Annotated in this window: 16 protein-coding genes and 1 pseudogene; 2 read left to right on the top strand and 15 right to left on the bottom strand. The window is 39.4% G+C overall.

The window, feature by feature from the left end; translation table 11 throughout:
- The first annotated feature begins 263 nt into the window (after positions 1–263).
- On the top strand, positions 264–3,110 hold the full coding sequence (locus QUE46_RS18495; RefSeq protein WP_286247874.1) for a TonB-dependent receptor domain-containing protein: 2,847 nt from the start codon (positions 264–266) through the stop codon (positions 3,108–3,110).
- 104 nt (positions 3,111–3,214) lie between these two features.
- On the opposite strand, the gene QUE46_RS18490 is transcribed toward QUE46_RS18495, so the two are convergent.
- From QUE46_RS18490 to QUE46_RS18435, 12 genes are all read right to left on the bottom strand, one after another.
- Positions 3,215–4,993, bottom strand: a complete 1,779-nt coding sequence (locus QUE46_RS18490) for a sugar phosphorylase (protein WP_286247872.1) — start codon at positions 4,991–4,993, stop codon at positions 3,215–3,217.
- 24 nt (positions 4,994–5,017) lie between these two features.
- Positions 5,018–6,241 carry a glycosyl transferase gene (locus QUE46_RS18485; protein ID WP_286247871.1) on the bottom strand — a complete coding sequence of 408 codons (1,224 nt, stop codon included), beginning with the start codon at positions 6,239–6,241 and terminating at the stop codon, positions 5,018–5,020.
- The gene (locus tag QUE46_RS18480) at positions 6,234–7,979 is read right to left on the bottom strand and encodes an HAD-IIB family hydrolase (protein ID WP_286247870.1); all 1,746 of its coding nucleotides are present in this window, start codon (positions 7,977–7,979) and stop codon (positions 6,234–6,236) included. Before QUE46_RS18480 ends, QUE46_RS18485 begins: the two co-directional genes overlap by 8 nt.
- A 136-nt stretch (positions 7,980–8,115) precedes the next feature.
- On the bottom strand, positions 8,116–9,354 hold the full coding sequence (locus QUE46_RS18475; RefSeq protein ID WP_286247869.1) for a uracil-xanthine permease family protein: 1,239 nt from the start codon (positions 9,352–9,354) through the stop codon (positions 8,116–8,118).
- A gap of 9 nt (positions 9,355–9,363) precedes the next feature.
- Entirely contained in the window at positions 9,364–9,993 is a 630-nt protein-coding gene (upp, locus tag QUE46_RS18470) for a uracil phosphoribosyltransferase (protein WP_286247868.1), read from the bottom strand.
- Between the two features lie 144 nt (positions 9,994–10,137).
- A complete protein-coding gene (locus QUE46_RS18465; RefSeq protein WP_286247867.1) occupies positions 10,138–11,097 on the bottom strand; it encodes a phosphotransferase in 960 nt (319 codons plus the stop codon).
- A gap of 288 nt (positions 11,098–11,385) precedes the next feature.
- Positions 11,386–11,607 (bottom strand): hypothetical protein, encoded by a 222-nt coding sequence (locus QUE46_RS18460; protein ID WP_286247866.1) that lies wholly within the window; start codon positions 11,605–11,607, stop codon positions 11,386–11,388.
- A gap of 123 nt (positions 11,608–11,730) precedes the next feature.
- Positions 11,731–12,006, bottom strand: coding sequence for a hypothetical protein (locus QUE46_RS18455; protein WP_286247865.1), 276 nt, complete (start codon positions 12,004–12,006; stop codon positions 11,731–11,733).
- A gap of 120 nt (positions 12,007–12,126) precedes the next feature.
- Positions 12,127–12,510, bottom strand: a complete 384-nt coding sequence (locus QUE46_RS18450; RefSeq protein WP_286247863.1) for a hypothetical protein — start codon at positions 12,508–12,510, stop codon at positions 12,127–12,129.
- 80 nt (positions 12,511–12,590) lie between these two features.
- Complete coding sequence (locus tag QUE46_RS18445) at positions 12,591–13,043, bottom strand: hypothetical protein (protein WP_286247861.1); 453 nt, start codon at positions 13,041–13,043, stop codon at positions 12,591–12,593.
- A 96-nt stretch (positions 13,044–13,139) separates the two neighbouring features.
- On the bottom strand, positions 13,140–13,436 hold the full coding sequence (locus QUE46_RS18440) for a hypothetical protein (protein ID WP_286247859.1): 297 nt from the start codon (positions 13,434–13,436) through the stop codon (positions 13,140–13,142).
- A 104-nt stretch (positions 13,437–13,540) separates the two neighbouring features.
- Positions 13,541–13,978, bottom strand: coding sequence for a hypothetical protein (locus tag QUE46_RS18435; protein WP_286247857.1), 438 nt, complete (start codon positions 13,976–13,978; stop codon positions 13,541–13,543).
- 152 nt (positions 13,979–14,130) lie between these two features.
- On the opposite strand from QUE46_RS18435, the pseudogene QUE46_RS18430 reads away from it, so the two are divergent.
- A pseudogene (locus QUE46_RS18430) lies at positions 14,131–14,523 on the top strand (transposase); the annotation flags it as partial.
- A gap of 208 nt (positions 14,524–14,731) precedes the next feature.
- Here QUE46_RS18430 and QUE46_RS18425 read toward each other — a convergent pair.
- The 3 genes from QUE46_RS18425 to QUE46_RS18415 form a co-directional block, all read right to left on the bottom strand.
- A complete protein-coding gene (locus QUE46_RS18425) occupies positions 14,732–15,736 on the bottom strand; it encodes a transposase (RefSeq protein ID WP_286247854.1) in 1,005 nt (334 codons plus the stop codon).
- A 67-nt stretch (positions 15,737–15,803) separates the two neighbouring features.
- Positions 15,804–16,163, bottom strand: coding sequence for a P-loop NTPase fold protein (locus QUE46_RS18420; RefSeq protein WP_286247852.1), 360 nt, complete (start codon positions 16,161–16,163; stop codon positions 15,804–15,806).
- 205 nt (positions 16,164–16,368) lie between these two features.
- Positions 16,369–16,803 (bottom strand): hypothetical protein, encoded by a 435-nt coding sequence (locus QUE46_RS18415; RefSeq protein WP_286247851.1) that lies wholly within the window; start codon positions 16,801–16,803, stop codon positions 16,369–16,371.
- Positions 16,804–16,885: the final 82 nt, after the last annotated feature.

Here is a 16,885-nt window from a genome sequence, read left to right as displayed (position 1 = left end):
TCCTTACCTCTTTATACCTAATTACGATTAACAAAATGCGAGCTTTTAATTATTGCGACAATGTTAATAATTGACAACTTTAGACAATTTAATAAAGAGTTAACGTGCTAAAAAAGTAAAAATTACGACGCTTCTATTCATTGTTTCAGCATGCAATAATCGCCGGCCCTATAACAAAAGTTATAGGGCTTAGGCTAAATGCACTGTGTATTTAGCTAAAAGTTAATGTATTGAATTATTATAAAATCTCCTTTGGGAAACACATGAAACGTCATAATTTACTTTCTACTAGCATTAAATGTGCATTGATTACTGCTGCTGCAACAGCGAGTAATTCTGTGCTTGCACAAGATGAGCAAGCGACAAAAATTGAACGCGTTGAAGTAACGGGTTCGCGTATTTTACGTGAAGGCGCTATTGCACCGGCACCAGTAACAGTTATAAGCGGCGAGCAGCTAATTAATACTGGCGCTGTAAACATTGGTGAAGCGCTTAACAATTTACCAGCACTTGGCAATACGTATTCTATGGCTAACTCAGGCCGCTTTATTGGTACTGCTGGTTTAAACATTCTTGATTTACGCAACATGGGTACAGACCGTACCTTAGTACTTGTAAATGGTAAGCGTCACGTATCAAGTTCAGCTGGCTCTCAAGCGGTAGATACAAACACTATTCCGAGCGTCTGGGTTGAGCGTGTAGAAATTATTACTGGTGGTGCATCAGCTGTATACGGTGCTGATGCAGTGACAGGTGTTGTAAACTTTATTTTAAAAGACAACATTGAAGGTATGGACTTTAGTGTTACCCGTGGTTTTGCCGATTTAAACAATTATAACAACGAAAAAGCAACGTTCTCGTACGGCTCAAATTTTGATAACGACCGGGGTAATGCCGCTTTTGCTATTGAGTACTCAGGCCAGGATTCATTGAACGCACTTGACCACCCTTGGACTAGCACATCTTTTAGCAGCTTACCTAACCAAGCTCAAACGGATGAGAACAAAAATAGTGCGGACTTCCCTGATAAAATTTTAACACCTAATGCAGGTTATTACGCCATCAATGATGCTGGTGTTTATGCACTTGAAGATCCAACTAAATTTATTAATAGCTTTAACCCTGATAGCAGCGCACGTGACTTATACATAGGCAATAACGCAGATCTATATTCATGTGCAAACTGTGACTTTTTTAACTTAGGCCAATTTGAAGAAATTCAACCTGAGTTTGAACGATACAACGTAAACTTTAAAGTTAACTACGATGTAACCGACGATTTAAACGTCTATTTTGATGCAAAATACGTAAACAGCCAAGGCGAAAGCATAGGTCAGCCTGCGTTTTTCTTTTTTGACAGCGACAACAGCATTAAAATTGATAACCCTTACTTAGACCCTGATATCAAAGCGCGTATGGAAGAGGAAGGCGTTGATTCTATCATGATAAACCGCATGATGAGTGATCTTGGTCGCCGTGTTGAAAACAATACTCGTGAAACAACACGTTTTGTTACAGGCTTAAAAGGGACTGTGTTTGAAGACTGGGAATTGGATACCTCAGTTGTGTATGGTCAAACTGACTTAGAGCGCGAAAATGGCGCTAACATGATTTTAGCCAACTACTTTAATGCCCTTGATGCCGTTGAAGATACTGATGGTAACATTGTATGTCGCAGCGCTGCAGCACAAGCTGATGGCTGTGTACCGGTAAACATTATGGGTTTTGGTGCGCCTTCTCAACAAGCGATTGATTACATCAATACGGTATCTGTAGGCACATCAACTATTAAGCAAACCGTGGTTTCTGGCTCACTTGCTAATGGCGCTATTTTTGAACTACCAGCAGGTTATGTAGGTGTTGCATTTGGTGCTGAATACCGTAAAGAAGAAAGCGAAACAAAAGAGCCAGATAACGCAGAAGGTACCTTCTTTAATGCTTTAGGCGAAGATAAAGGCTCGTTTAATGTTCGCGAAGTATTTTTTGAAGCAACTATGCCTATTTTAACTGACTTACCGCTTATTCAAGATTTAGTATTTGATACCGCAGTGCGTCATGCTGATTACAGTACAATTGGCGAAGCAACTAGCTGGAAGCTAGGCCTTGATTGGACTGTTAACGATGAGCTACGTGTACGCGTAACACAATCTGCAGCACTTCGTGCGCCAAACATAAGTGAAGTATTTGGTGCAGCAAGCCAAACTTTCTACACTGTAGAAGACCCGTGTCGCGCTGAGAATATAGCTAATTTATCAAATGCAGCAACACGCACAGCAAACTGTGCTGCATTAGGTGTTGCAAGTGACTTTAACTCAGGTTACGACTCAGCCTCTTTAGATGGCTTAACAAGCGGTAACCGCGATGTTAAAGGTGAAGAGTCAACAAGCACAACGGTAGGTATTGTTTACCAACCAGAGTTTTTAGAAAATGCAGTGCTTACTATAGATTACTGGAAAATTGATCTAGAAGATGCCATTGACACAATCGACGCGCAAGAAATTCTTGATCGCTGTGTAGATAGCGCAACAGGCATAGACAACCAATACTGTAATTTAATTACGCGTAACGCCAGTGGCGAAATCACTTTAATTCAAAACTCAGTATTAAATGTTGCTGGTCAAAAGGCCTCTGGTGTTGATTTTGAATTAGGTTACGACTTTGACGCCCTTGAAGGTAGCTTTAAAACACGCTTAATTGGTACTTACCTTATTGAACGTAAAGATTACCCGTTCCAGGATGATCCTAGTTCATATATTGAATATGCAGGTACAACCGGCGAAGCGAAATGGCAAACTAACCTATCGGTTAGCTATGCAGTGGATAATTTTTACTCAACCGTTGAAACACGCTTTATCAGCGAAGTTGATTTATACACAAATGTTGATCTTGCGAGTAACTCGAACCCAAGTAACCAAATGTCTTACGGTAAATACTTTATTACCGATATGACAGTGGGCTACAACTTCGATAGCGGCTTAGGCGTTAAAGTAGGTGTTGATAACCTATTTAATCGTAAACTTCCGTACGGTACACGCGGGACAGGCGAAAACAGCGCAAGTTACGATAACATTGGCCGCTTTGGCTACATTAACTTAAGCTACAGCTTATAATTAATAACAACGTTATTAATTAATTTAAAGGCTCGCACTGCGAGCCTTTTTATACCAATGCGCTTAATTGAGTGATCTATTTTGAGGATTGTTATTATTGCGCCTTATTTTATATTGCTTAGCCATACACTTTGATACGGCTCAAGCTCTATTGTTAATTGATCTTCACCTATAGTTTCATCAGCCACTAGGTCAAACCATTGCTGAGTATTAATTAAATTTAAATCAGCAAGGGTAAGTACTTGTGGTTTATCACTTATGTTATAAACGCAAAATATACTTTGGCGCCTGTCTATACTTTGCCGCCAAAAGCCAAATAACCCACCCGCTAAATGCAGCGTAAATTGGGTTGCATTTGGGTGAAACGCCCCTTGTTTTTTACGAATAGCCAGCAAGTTTTTTATACCATTAAACACTTTGTGATGATGGCTGTATTTTTCATCTATGGCTGCAAGCAGCTTTGACTCCTGCCAGCGATGGCGGTTAATAGCACGGTTATGCTGTGAGTTTTCAAAGCGTTCGTAATCGTTAGTTGTACCCAGTAAGCTATGTATATAGAGTCCAGGGATACCTTCAAGTGCAAACATAATAGCGTGCGCGCACATAAATCGCTCAAGACCAAACTTATCCTGCCCGTTATGTGTACCTTGTAATGCATCAAACAGCGCAATATTTAACTCATAAGGAGTATGCGTGCCATCGTTACTGGTGCGCATAGATACGCGACCACCAAATTGCATCGTAGTGCTTACTAATGAAGCCACTTCGCTTGGTTGCAACAGCCCTTCAATTGGTCTAAGCCCTATTCCATCGTGGGATGCAATAAAGTTAAAATAAGCGGTACCGTTTTGCGCCGGAGGCATACTCATCATCCAATGCTTTATTGCTGTGCTATCACCACTTAACAGGGTATGCAGTAATAACGGTGGTAAAGCAAAGTTATAAATGCTGTGCGCTTCGTTGGCGTTACCAAAGTAAGAGAGGTTTTCTTGGTTTGGTATGTTGGTTTCGGTAATTATGACAACACTTGGCTCAGTATGCTCTATAAGCGTGCGAATAAGCCTAACTGCTTCATGTGTTTGCGGTAAATTAATACAATTGGTATTAAGCTGTTTCCATAAAAATGCAACCGCATCTAGCCTAAACAAGCGCACACCATTATCTAAGTAATGACGAATAATACTTATAAACTCTTTTAACACTTCTGGGTTACCAAAATCAAAATCAACCTGATCGTGGCTAAAGGTACACCACACATGTTTTTCACCGCTTGGTGTAGTTACTGTGTTTAGTAATGATGAGGTACGCGGGCGTACAACATTGCTTAAATCATCGGTTAAACTAGCGGTTTTAAAGTAGTCTTTGCCTGGGTGTAAATCATTTAAAAAGTTTTCAAACCATACGCTTCGGCTAGAGCAGTGATTTATAACTAAATCGGCCATTAGCTTTACATCTTTGGCAATATTTTTAATATCTTGCCAATCACCTAACGATTCATTTACCTGCACGTAGTTCATAACCGCAAAGCCTTCGTCTGAGCTGTACGGGTAAAACGGTAAAATATGCAATGCATTGAGCTGCATATCGCACTGCTCTTTTATAAATCGGTGCAAAGTTTTAAGCGGTGCCTCTACCGGCTTTGCAACAGCTTGCTCTCCTTCATCGTGCTTAATAATAGAGTCGCCATAGGCAATTAAAATTATATCTTGCTCATCCCAACGGTTGGTATGCGGTGTGGGGTCGCGCAGTGGGCTGTCGCCTAAAATAATAGTAATAAGCTGCTCAGCCAGCTCAGTAATGCTTAAAGGCAGCTCAACATCTTTGTATATTATATGAAGGTGTTGCTCTACCCGCTGTAAAAATAACTCACTTACTGTATTCACATGCGCCCCTTATTATTGTTAGATTTATTCACTAAACTCTTTGTTATCAAGATCAACCGCTTCTTTTAAGCGCTCAAATACATCTGGCATGGCCGATACAACACGGTTCCAACTTGGCACAAATGGCGCTTCCATTGGGTTATCTAAAAAGTGCTGGCCAGCTTCCATAATGTTTTGTGCAAACATTTCTACGGCTTTTTCTTCTTGGTGTACATCAAGAGTTAGCCCATTCATTAATGCATCATTATGGTAGGTTTCAATAAAGTCTAACCCAATACGATAATATGTTGCTTTTAATGACCGAATGGTTTCACTGGTAAAGGTTACCCCTTGTGTAGCCAGTTTTCTAAATAATGCTTTGGTTATATCAATCGACATTTTAGATAAACCTGCACTTTGATCATCCAGCGAAAGCGCTTGGTGTTTATGATCGTAGTTATCGGCAATATCTACTTGGCATAAGCGATTGTGTGAATAATTACGATACATTTCACTCAATACGCCAATCTCAAGACCCCAATCACTCGGTATACGAATATCGTTTAGCACATCGCGTCTAAATGAAAACTCCCCGGCTAATGGGTATCTAAAGGTATCCATGTACTCAAGGTAGTCGGTATTGCCTAAAATAGTTTTAAATGAGCGTAATAATGGCGTAACTAATAAACGCGATACTCGGCCATTAATTTTGCCGTTAGCAGTACGTGGATAAAACCCTTTACAAAATTCATAATTAAAACGAGGGTGTGCTACAGGGTAAATTAAGCGTGCTAACAAGCCTCTGTCGTAAGTTAAAATATCGCAGTCGTGTAAGGCTATCGACTCTACCTCTGAGGTGGCCAATTTATAACCCATGCAGTACCACACGTTTCTACCTTTACCAAGTTCACGCGGTGCAACGCCTAATTCTTGTAATTCTTTATCAAGCGCCTGTAAGCGCGGGCCATCGTTCCAAAGCACTTTATGGTTTTGATTAAGCTCTTTAAAAAAGCCTAAAGCATGGCGGTATTGTGACTCGTCTGCCCTGTCTAAGCCTATGGTAATTTGCGATAAATAAGGAACCTCTCTGAGTTCTTTTACAATGTTTTGCAGCGCTGGGCCTTCAAGCTCACTAAACAACGAAGGGAGTATTAACCCCATTGGCCGTTGCTTACTAAAGCTAATTAGTTCTTCTTCAAGCGCTTCTACCGGTCTATCGGCAATATTATGTAAAGTTGTGATAATGCCATTTTGATAAAAATCAGCCATGTGATTTTCGCTCCTCAATAGTATTTAAAATGCTGCTAATACAAGGCAATGTGGTTATTTCTTCAATCCAACCCAGTGGAGCGGGCGATTGCGAATAACGCGCCTTGTTATGTGTTAACTTAACCGGCTTTTTACTGCTTGGGTTATGTATGATAATGGCGATATCAGCTTGCTCTAGCATCTGCTTATCGTTGTCACTATCACCTAGTGCAATTACCGTGAGAGGCTTTCTGAAATGTTGTGAAATTTGTTTAACTAACCACTGCTGTGCAGCGCTTTTATCTGTATTTTTAGCAATATGTATAAATCGCCCGCCTATTTTTATTTCGTAGCCGAGTGCTTTAACATCGTTTACAAACGCATTAAGTAATTCATCGCTTCCGTGCCAATAAAGTGGGTCTGAAAAATCGCGTGTTTGAGCGCGCCTTGCATGCGCTTCATCAAGCCCGGTGAGGGATGATATTTGCTCACTCGACAAATCACTAAATAACTTATAATGCGATTTATACTCGCTGCTTAAGGAGTCTAAATCACTAAGTAAGTTAGATAATGGTTTTGCAAATGCATAACACCAATACGCCCCTACTTGCGTGCAGCCAATGGGTTTAAGCTCAAAATAATCTACCGGTAAATAAGCAGCCGCGCCATTTTCAACAATAAAGGGTTGCTGAATATTAAGCTCGTTTTTAAGTTCAACCACTTCGCAAAAAGTTTTACTGGTATTAAACACCACAGGAATGTGGGCTGCTTGTAAACTTTGCAGTAAACTACTGATATTTTTAGTATTGTAATCGGCGTGATCGAGTAGCGTGCCATCTAAATCAGTAAATATGATAGGTTGCAAAGTATCATCGCTGGTCAAGTGCATAGCACTAATATCGCGATTACTATCAAGCTCTAACAGTGCATTTGCTTTAGCGCTTAGGGTGTTTAAATTTTCGCGAGTGATACGCTCAAAGTGAGAAATAAAGTGCACCAGTTGCTCATCACTCATGGTGCCATCGCCCTCGCCTTTAGCGGCAATAAGCTTTTGCTCTTGCTCTTGTCGCCACTTAAATACATCTTCAAAGCTCGGCGCTTTGAGCATCACCGTGTAGTCTATTTTACTAAATACACTTTTGTATTCATTTGCTAGGCAACTGTTTACACAGCGACGCCATACACCTTCTTTATCGTACTGCCTTTCTAACTCGTTTATAGGCTCACTTAAAGAAAATAACGGTTGTGGCTCACTACCTACGCACCAGCCTTCTAAAATAATAATATCAATGGGTTTATTGTTACATTGCCATGTTTGCTCGGGGCTGCAATCGTCGTGTTGCTTATCAAATTTAGGCAAAGGTACACCAACCTCCTTTGCAAGTAACCGGCTAATGGTGGTATTCATTAACCCAACATCGTGGGTGCCAGGCACACCGCGGGTGGCAAATAATGGGTGTACGTCTTTGGCAAGTCCTTGGCGGTGCGCTTTAGATAAATAAAAATCGTCAATAGAAAGCGCGACACTGGTAAACGGCGTGTTGTTACTAAACCAAGTAACTAAAAAATCTGCGAGGGTGGTTTTTCCTGAACCTTGGCAACCATTTATGGCGACAAAAATAGGGGTGTTATTTTTTTTTGATTCTAGAATATCGTGTGCAAGCGGGATAAAAAATTGCTCACTAAGGTACTGATACTTTAAAGGCAATTGGTGCTTTGCTAAAAATGGGGTTATATCCACAATACTGGCCTCTGACATAGTAACTCCTTATATTATGGAGTAACAAATGCAGGTACTAGACCACTATTATTTTTATTTAATTATTAGCAACTTACAAAAATAGCGCAATTGATATGCGCTATTTTGGTGCGTGAATTTTACATACAGTGCAAAATTAATCAGTTTCTGGTTCGGCTTTTGGCAATACCAGATTAAGTACAATACCTAAAATGGCGCACAAGCTAACCCCTTCTAAGCTAAATTGGCTACCCCCAATGTGCATACCGCCAATACCGCACACTAATATAAGTGCCACAATACTTAAATTACGGGGTGCAGTTAAGTCATCACCCGATTTAACCAATGTATTTAAGCCCACGACCGCAATTGAGCCAAACAACAAAATCATGATGCCGCCCATCACAGGTACAGGAATAGTTTGTAAACCAGCGCCCATTTTTGCTACAAATGCCAGCACAATAGCAATAATGGCAGTCCACATCATCACTTTAGGATTAAAGTTTTTAGTCAGCATCACTGCGCCTGTCACTTCTGAGTAGGTTGTATTAGGTGGACCGCCAAACATTGAAGCTGCCGCTGTTGCTAAACCATCGCCAAATAGCGTACGGTGTAACCCAGGCTTTTTCAAAAAATCTTTATTGGTTACTTGGCTAATAGCCATCATATCGCCAATATGCTCAATAGCAGGGGCAATGGCTACAGGTACCATAAATAATATGGCTTGCCATTTAAATTCTGGCCATGTGAAGTTTGGTACAGCCAACCAGCTCGCTTCATTTACACTGCCAAATTCAACAACGCCCATTACAAGCGATAAAACATAGCCAGATATAACACCTGCTAATATAGGTATAAGCTTATAAACACCTTTCCCCCATACCGCAAAAATAAGTGTTACAACAAGAGAAAACAGCGAAATAATAATGGCTTTATCGTACGCGATGAGTTCAATACTGCCGTCGCCACTTTTACCCATTGCCATATTTACCGCAACCGGCGCTAGGGCTAAACCAATTACCATAATAACAGGGCCCACAACCACTGGCGGCAAAATTTTATGAAGTGTTGCCACCCCTTTAAATTTAACCAACAGCGCTAACAGCATATAAGCACAGCCTGCTGCCATCAAACCACCCATGGTGGCTGGTACGCCCCACATTTGCACTGAGGCAATAATAGGCGCAATAAACGCAAATGATGACGCCAAAAATATAGGTACTTTTCCTTTAGTAACTACCTGAAATAGCAAGGTACCTAAACCCGCAGTAAACAAAGCAACACTTGGGTCGAGCCCTGTTAATAAAGGCACAAGTACTAACGCACCAAATGCAACAAACAGCATTTGCGCGCCAGTTAAAATAGTTTTGACTGAAAAAGTGGCGTTATTTTGCACTGAACACTCCTAAACCGTACCAAATATTTTGTCGCCTGCATCACCAAGACCCGGGATGATATAACCTTTTTCGTTTAAGTGGCTATCGACTGATGCGGTAAATATTTCTATATCTGGGTGAGCTTCTAGTGTTTTTTCTACGCCCTCAGGTGCGGCAACAAGAACAATTACTTTAATGTCTTTACAGCCTGCTTTTTTAAGCATATCAATTGTTGCAATCATAGAGCCGCCAGTTGCAAGCATAGGGTCGATTACTAAGCTTAAACGTTCATCAATATTGCCTACTAACTTTTCAAAGTAGGGTACTGGTTCAAGTGTTTCTTCGTTACGTTCAAGGCCCACAACACTCACTTTAGCTGCTGGTAATAACTGCATTACACCGTCCATCATGCCAAGGCCTGCGCGTAAAATTGGCACTACCGTAATTTTTTTGCCTTTAATGTGTTCTACTTTTAATTTGTTGCCGTCCCAACCAGTAATTTCGTTATCTTCTAGGGGTAGGTTTTTAGTTGCTTCGTAGGTTAATAAAGTACCCACTTCAGAGCATAATTCACGAAAGCTTTTAGTACTTATACCGTGAGCGCGCATTAAGCCTAATTTGTGTTGAACTAGAGGGTGTGAAATTACGTGAATTGACATGATAAAAACCTACTGATACAAGAATTGGCGGTATTTTATATTAAAAAAGGTCATTTGACCTGCAATTTTAAATAAGTTTTCATAGATCGTGCCAAAATTTATTGATTTGATTGATATTTATGCAAGCTGACCTAGAGTTTATGTTTATAATTTGTTGCCTGATAACGTTACATTTACTTGCGCCAGCATGTAGCTGTTTATTTTAAAATGGTCAGGGCTCCAACCCGCTAAAAAACGATAAAAATCGGCCCAAGTTAATGACCACAACACTTGCCACTTTGCAATAACGTCATCAGCATTTATAGCTGGCTGATAAACGTTAAGTGCACGTTTAAATTGCGAAAAATAATAAGCTAAATGCGCATCAGCATACTTATGTAACTGCTCGTCGTTAAAACAACTCGTCATAAAGTACATTACATCTGTAACCCCTACCCCAGTGCCTACGTATTGAAAATCGTAGCCTAATATTTCGCCCTGTTCATTTGCAGCAAAATTGGCAAGTTTAGCATCGCCATGTATGAGAGTTTTATAGCGCGATGCTTGCAGTGTTTTATCTATTTTGTGTGCCGCCTTTTTAATATCGGACTTTTTATCAAGGTTATCTTTTAGTTTATTAAACTCATCAGGGCGTGTGCTTAAATGCCAATAGTTCCCTTGCTTCCATAAGCCCTTTGCGGGCTTATTTAAATTAAAGGCATGAAAAGATGCTAACCAGTTTAGTATTGCCTTTATATGCTGGGAGCTTGCTTGAGCAAAACCATATTGAGTAAAGTTTTTAAATACTAACGCATAATCATCACCATCATTAATTGCATTAATACAGGTAATACTTTTAGCGCTTGTCGGTAAGTACGCGCTGGATAACCTATAAAAATTATATTCAACTTTATAAGACTGCTGCTTTCTGTTTAATGCAAATTCGCTTTGCTTAATTTTTGGATGGTTTATGTGGCGTGGTATTTTAATCGCTTTGATAACACATGGCTCAGCATCAAGTATGCACTCGACAATACTGCCACACCCGCTCCAAAGCGATGTTAGCGTATCGCCCATTTCAATGTCTTTAAAATGAGGCTGTAAAAGAGGAAGATAAAATGCCATAGCTATATTAAGTCATTAAGTTTTTTATAGTTTAACATTAGAAGGTATTTTTAATAAAACGATAGCATCTATAAGCCCTGCTTAGTTGTTCGTAAATAAGCACCTTTATGTTTAAGGAGACACTCACCTTAATTTACCTGCCCAAAGCGTACACTAAATTCTTATTGGAAATGCAAAATTTAAGATGGGTGTCTTTTTATTTCCACGGGCAATAATGTTCAAGAAAGCTTGCGACCGACTTAATGTGATTGTTATGTTTTATAGCTACAAAGCGCTTTCACCACAATGTTATAAATACAGATAGCACCAAAAAGAGATTACAGAAATAGCAAACCCAAGAATCCTGACCGCTACTCCTTGAGTTTTAATAGGTGTTTCCGGGGAGCCGGCTCTTACGTGAGAATTAATTCCAGACTGACCAATAGAAACAGTGACATTAATTTTACCCGTAAGCATCAAATAAATGCCAATGATGATAAATATGGTTAGAGCAATTTCCCGTTCAGTCATTCATTCACCTATTTAAAACATAACTTCCGAATTTGCTGCACAACCTTGTAGCCTATACTCTGTGAAGCAAGAACAATGGTCGCGAGTTTGGGTCTGCAACATTTGTTTGTTATATTGCAAATGCTACAGTCCTTGCTCTTTAAGTTGCCTGTGTTTTTTAAAAAATACTGATACCAATACGGAAATCACAAGCATTAATATCGCTATAATAATTACTGCAATTATTGTGAATGGGTCAATATAACCAAGCACAAAGTAATCAATAATGGGCAGTAATAAGGGCACCACTAAAGTTGGAATAACAGTAGCCAAAATACGGTTACTGAGCCAATAATGAAACCCAACTGCGATAAGTACCAAAACAGGTATCACCAATAGAAATCCGATTAAATCACTCATACGCTATCTCCCTTTCATTATAACTTTTAAATAAAGGGCGCAGGCACGTAGGGCACAATGGCGAAGCCGGCCTGCGTGTTTGCGTCCCAGCCCGCGAAGCGGGCGTACTTTATTTTTTTGTTATGTGCCATTAACCGATTTAGCCACAATAAACCCACTAAAACCGATGGCTGACTCGATATACCAGCCGCTGTAATTATTACTTTCAAGATAATTTACTGTAGTTTCAAGATCATCTTTCCATATATCGACGCCATAATTTCGATTCCAATTTTGGATGTTATTCTTTTGTTCCTCGAAGAGAGAGCTAATCTGTACGTTTTCAATGTCAGTAATAATCGAATATGCAGTATGCACGAAATGATATATAGCTACTTCCGTGAAGGTAATTTCCGAAAAATCAGTTTCTTTACCGGGGTAACCAAAACCCAAATATAATTTTACAGTTTTGCCATGATCGGTAACTTCGTATTTTTGAAGGTGATAATCGTGAAATCTTAACATAGCCTGTTTAGCTTCCTTGGTATATAACACCAAATTACGCGGCGTTGCCCGCTCTTGGCAATGTCCGCTTTAATTTTTTGTTATACGTAGTGGTCATAATAGACTCGCTGGATCAAAATAACTTTTGTTGCAAAGAGAGTAGCTATTCCCGCAAAGACTAACATGAAAACATATTCATAAAACGTATCGAACAGCCCTACAACCTCCTGACGAGATTTTAATATCGCCAACGTAAGCAACACCGTACTGAGAACAATCCCAATAATAGATGCCGTCAGTACAACCTCACGTTGCTGCTTATCTTTTTTTGTATCTAGATGAAATGCAGATATCCCATCTTTCAAGGCTGTAGAAAATAGCGCAAGAGCTAAGAAGGGCCAAGCTGCTAACTTTTTAACTTCTTCAGGAGAACCTCCAAGAGAGAATATAACGACAGACCAAACTAAAACCGGAACAGATATAAACGCTACTTCGTAACTAGCCTTTACAGCTGATGAAAAGTAAAGGTTTAATTTTGAGACTTCCTTCGACATCACTGAAACTTCCTTAAATACGTATAACACTCAAATAAGCGGCGTTGCCCGCTCTTGGCAATGTTTGCTTCATTTGCTTTGTTATTTGTACGGTGCTCACCAACCTTCCAATTTTGAACCAACCTCTTCTCCCTTTTCAATATCACTCTTAGCCATATAGTCTGAACGAACATCACAATCGCGTAGTGACAGTCTATGAAAAACCAAACAAAGTGAAAAATAGACACCCCAAAAAAATATCAGAAGGCCAGCCAGCAATAGCGCACCCTCTATTAAACTTAAACCATGAGCAAAAAAGATAATTGGTATACCTATCAGCAAAACTAACCACGATATGTGAAAAAAGGACTTTCGTGCAGCAACCTTTAAAACTGCTTTATTATAGGTCGACATCAAAATAGCCTCGAGTACATATAACGCTTTGAATATGGAGATTTTAGGAGCGCTTTACAGCGAGTAAAATTCCCGGTGAGTTTACGAACAACATAATTCATTTGTTATATTGCGCCTTTAACCATGCTCTGATTGATTTTATGCTGCATATAGATAACGTGAAAAATTGAAGTTACAAATGGATTTAACCAAAGTTGGTCGCCTCTGATAGATCCAGAAATTAAATTAATACGATTACGAACCATGATTATCCACGTTACATCAAAAACACTTGAAACAATATGAATCCCGATAGAGCTTTTTAAAATAGTTTGGTCATGAAAACTAGCTAAAGCATATATTAAGCTAACTAGTGAAATAGCAAATAAAGTGATAGCCGTATAGATGAAAGAATTAGGTATCTTATGGTTTGTATGTCTATTAATTTGGCTTGAAAAGCGATAGAGCTTATATATTAGATACGAGCCAATAGTTACAACGCAAAGAACTAAAATTTTTATGACCGAATCAGTCTCAAAAATGTCAGCAATTCCCTTTTTCATTTATTCTCCATAGTTTGATACTTCACGGAACTATTTAGCAATATAGACATAATGACTCCCACACGGTGTTAGCCTCCGCTTTTCGTGGGTTAGCTTAATTCAAAGCCAGAGCCATAATTAGTTTGTCAAATAACTAAATAGCAGAGGCTAACATGAACAAACATAGCATACTTTTTATCGGACTTGATACACATAAAGAATTCAATGAAGTCGCCTATATTGAAGAACATAGAGGCGCGCAACCCGTTCATCTTGGCCGAATTTCTTCTTCCAAAGTGGCCGTTCAAAAGCTTGTTCGTCAGTTTGAATCCAAATACCCTGGCGCAACGCTACACTTTGTCTATGAAGCAGGCCCTTGTGGTTATTGGATTTACCGATTAATTACCAGCCTTGGCCATTGCTGTTATGTGGTTGCACCCTCTCTTATTCCTAAAAAGCCAGGTGAGAAGATTAAAACCGATAAACGTGATGCCCTTAAGCTTGCTAAATTACTCAAATCTGAAGATTTAACACCTATTTATGTTCCTGAGCCTGAAGATGAGAGTAAAAAAGGACAGACACATATTTTTTCAGAACATTTTGCGCTTCTCCCATCGTGGGTAACCGTATCATTATTTTTTGCGCACTGTTAGTGTTAGTTACAGCACTTAGAATTCAGTTGCTTGGCAGGAATTTTAGGTATAAAAGGCAAATCGAAGTCGACACTTTGTTTAATAACGTGTTTTTTAAACAAACCAATGAAGATGCAACTGTTCAACCTGCGCCTTTGTACCATTTTACATCGTTGCTGGCGGCTTGCTGCTTTAACCGTTGTTTGCTGCCTGCAAAATTTGAGTACTGCTGCCTGAAACGTTGAATTGATTCAAGCCATTGCGCTTCTTCTATATTCAACCTCAGGAGTACTTTTGGTATGCTTTTGTTGATATGCCCTTTTTTCTTTGGATCTATGTGGCGGCCACTCCAGTCGACTAATTCAATATAATCCAGTAAGGCAAAGGGGATCGTGCCTTTAATATGATTACCACCAAATGGCTTTAGCTGTGCTGGTTGACTTTCATGCTGAACAGTATCTTTTTGTTTGAAGGGTTTATTCGCTTTAACCGTGTCTGTGGTAAAGGCTTTGAAATGCGCTATACGTTCTTGAATTGAGGTGAAATCACTGTCTTCAAGCGTATCGGCTATATTTGCTCTGATGGGGTTCAAATCAACGTAGGCCATGCAACTGAGTACTGCGGTTTCATCTAATAATGCTTGTGATTTATAGCGCCCTTCCCAGTACTTTCCGGTGCAGTTATCTTCTTTATTGGCCTCGCGGGCTATATATTCATTGAGATTTTTCATGTACCAGCTAATGTCATACAACCTTTCTCGCCATTTAGCGATAATCTCATTGAAGAAAAGTAAACTATGTTTATCTAACTGCTCACCATTTAAGTAGCGATCAACCAACATGTGACCATTATAGAGTTGATACCAGCGTTCAATTACTTCATCATCAGACCAATCTAGTGCTTGACGTCTATTGACGTTCACAACAAGGTGGTAGTGATTGCTCATTATCGCGTAAGCAGCAATTTCTATGGCGAACACGCTACTTAATAACTTAATTCGCTCTACTAACCACGCCCTACGGTGATCAAAGTTTTTACCTGTGTATTTATCATCACCACACAAGAATGCGCGTCTCACGCATCGTGAGATTAAGTGATAATAAGATGTGGACGCTAAATCAATCAGCTTTTTTCTTGCGCGAGTCATAAAATAACAACCTTAGTTATACTGTATGTAATAACAGTAGTTGATACTATGATTTTTGCAAAAAGAATTATGCCTGTCCTTTTTTATTATTGATTCGGTCGAGAAAGTCATTAGCCTGCTGTTTAAAGCCCTCAATCTTTCCTCGTTTTTTTATTAAATCAGAGGTGATCTGTTGCATTAAAGCTGTTTGAGCGTCTTCAAGCCCTTGAAATAACCAACTGTTAAACCGTATACATACTGTAGTTTCATCATCTTGGTAGGAATTTTCAAGCATGGCTAATATGCTAGATTTTCCAGCTCCCCAATCCCCATGAACACCTACAGAAACAGGTAAACGACTTGTGTCTGACAATAACTTTATGATCGCAGAACTAATCGCTTGGTAATTGAGTAGATCAATCTTTGATTCATTATCTGGCCAAAGCATCCTTTGCTCCTTTAATTATTATATTTATTTATAGTTGGTGCGTTTGTACAAAAGTTAAACTCCACAACAGTGCCAATCCCCTGTTGCCAACTTGACACGGCTGATTAATGGATGACCCTTTTCCCCACGCTGGGCAAACTGATCACCTCGGGCAAAGAATAGACCGGCGCTTGGCCGGTCTATTCATCATGACTAATAATTATGTTTACTTTTTACGAGCCACTTTTAAACAAAGCATCTTAAAATCAGCTCTATATTTACTAATTTTTGCTTCCTTAGTCTTTAGGGAACAGCCATACATCATGTTGTTTAATTTAAATAAATATTGATGTAATAGAACCTTTTCTTTGCTTTGATAAGCATCCCCCTCAAACACAACTTCAGTAATAGCTTCATATTCTAGAATAGCTCCGTCGTGAGAAAGTAAAGGAGCAATAGTCGCCTCCTTCCCCAGCTTTTCTAACAACATCTCCCGGACTTGTACCAAAGAGCTGCTATCTAAGGTAACTAGCCTTTGAATTAGTATTTCAGAGTCAGCATCATTTTCATCTGGAGAGAATATCACCAGGTTAACATCTGAACTGATAGGCTTCTTTATCCAGCCAGGTAAAGTTAGTTTTTCTATATCTAGACTATCCATACCATTTCCTTCATTGCTTGGTGGGCAAGCTAAAGAAAAAAGTGAGACTGTTAAAAGAAATGCCCAAGTACAACATCTAATC

Origin of the sequence: Pseudoalteromonas sp. MM1 (assembly GCF_030296835.1) — a bacterium.
Classification (GTDB): Bacteria; Pseudomonadota; Gammaproteobacteria; order Enterobacterales; family Alteromonadaceae; genus Pseudoalteromonas.
Note: the sequence above shows the minus strand (reverse complement) of the source record. Positions and strands in the feature narration are given on the sequence as shown.